Genomic DNA, 1,841 nt, shown 5'->3' on the forward strand with positions numbered 1-1,841 from the left:
AACGCGACCGTCTCTGGAATACTGGGTCGCCCGGCACAGGCGAGCGGAAGCGACGCCGTCCTTCGTACGGCTATGCCGGGCGATGACACCGGTGCTCATCTCACGCCGCCTCCGCGTGCAGCCCGAGCCAGGCGCGCACCCGGGCGTCGGGGTCGGGGTTCTGCGTGACGTCGCTGACGACGGCGATGCTGTCGGCGCCGGCGGCGTAGATCGCCGCGGCTTGCTCCAGCTTGATGCCGCCGATCGCCACCAGCGGAATGGCGCCGATGCGCTTCTTCCATTCGGTGATTTTCGGAATGCCCTGCGGCGCGAAGCGCATCGATTTCAGTGTGGTCGGGAAGATCGGGCCGAGCGCGATGTAGTCGGGTTCGGCGCGCAAGGCGGTTTCCAGCTCGTCGTCGTCATGGGTCGAAATGCCCAGCGTCAGGCCGGCCTCGCGGATCGCCGCGAGATCGGCGTCGACCAGGTCCTCCTGGCCGAGATGCAGATGCTTGGCGCCGGCCACGATCGCCGCGCGCCAGTAGTCGTTGACCACGAGCTTGGCATCGGTGCCCCTGATCACCTCCAGCGCGTCGGCGACGAGCTGCAGCGCCTCGGAATCGTTGAGATCCTTGGCGCGCAGTTGAATGGTGCCGGCGCCGAGCAGCGCCAGCCGCGCCACCCAGGCGACGGTGTCGACGACGGGATAAAAGCGATCAGGATACGGCATGCCAGAACGGTGTCCCAACGACAGGGGTTGAAGGGGAGGCGAAGTCGCGGGCTTCCATCAGGCCCGCTTCGTAAGCCGTGCGGCCGGCCTCGACGCCGAGCCTGAAGGCATTGGCCATCGCGACGGGGTCGGCGGCTTTGGCGATCGCGGTGTTGAGCAGCACGGCGTCATAGCCGAGTTCGAGCGCCTGCGCGGCGTGGGAGGGCGCACCGAGGCCGGCATCGACCACCAGCGTGATGTCGGGCAGCCGGTCGCGCAGCAGTTTCAGCGCATCGCGGTTGACGATGCCCCTCGCGCTGCCGATCGGCGCTGCCCACGGCATCACCACCTTGCAGCCGGCATCGACCAGTCGCATCGCGACCGAGAGATCCTCGGTGCAATAGGGAAACACCTCAAAGCCGTCCTTGATCAGGATGCCGGCGGCTTCGACCAGCCCGACCACGTCGGGCTGCAGCGTGTCGTTGTCGGCGATCACTTCCAGCTTGATCCAGGGGGTGCCGAACAATTCGCGCGCCAGTTTTGCCGTGGTCACCGCCTCGCGCACGCCGCGGCAGCCGGCGGTGTTCGGCAGCACCGTGACATCGAGCTCGCGGATCAGCGACCAGAACGCATCGCCGGTCTTGCCGCCGGCGGATTCGCGCCGCAGCGACACGGTGACGATGCCGGCGCCGGAGGCCCGGATCGCGTTCTGCATGATCGCGGGGGAGGGATACAGCGCGCTGCCGATCAGCAGGCGGGAGGTGAAGGTCTTTCCGTAGAAGTTCAGCATGGCGTCGGTGCCCTATCCTCGTCGTCCCTGCGAACGCAGGGACCCCAAGCGTGAGCGCAACTGCGCTCATCGCGGCGCCGTGTATCCTCGTTGCGGTAAACTGGCCGAGACCTTTCGTAGCCCCAACCGCCTGTGGTTATGGGTCCCTGCGTTCGCAGGGACGACGGGTGGAGAGACATTGCGGAATCGAGACGCCGCGGCGTACTGGGTCGCCCGGTCAAGCCGGGCGATGACAGCGGAGTTTGGTGATGCAGGCGACTGCCTATCAACCCGTCGTCCCTGCGAACGCAGGGACCCATACGCCGTGTATCCTCGTTGCGGTAAACTGGCCGAGACCTTTCGTGGCCCCGCCATCCTGTGGCT

At 67.1% G+C, this 1,841-nt stretch carries 2 protein-coding genes; both read right to left on the reverse strand.

The window, feature by feature from the left end; translation table 11 throughout:
- Positions 1–100 precede the first annotated feature (100 nt).
- Positions 101–709, reverse strand: a complete 609-nt coding sequence (locus Q7U29_RS10500) for a thiamine phosphate synthase (RefSeq protein WP_304741098.1) — start codon at positions 707–709, stop codon at positions 101–103.
- Entirely contained in the window at positions 696–1,478 is a 783-nt protein-coding gene (locus tag Q7U29_RS10505) for a thiazole synthase (RefSeq protein ID WP_304741100.1), read from the reverse strand. The genes Q7U29_RS10500 and Q7U29_RS10505 overlap by 14 nt, the downstream gene beginning before the upstream one ends.
- Positions 1,479–1,841: the final 363 nt, after the last annotated feature.

The organism is Bradyrhizobium sp. (assembly GCF_030654605.1).
GTDB lineage: Bacteria > Pseudomonadota > Alphaproteobacteria > Rhizobiales > Xanthobacteraceae > Bradyrhizobium.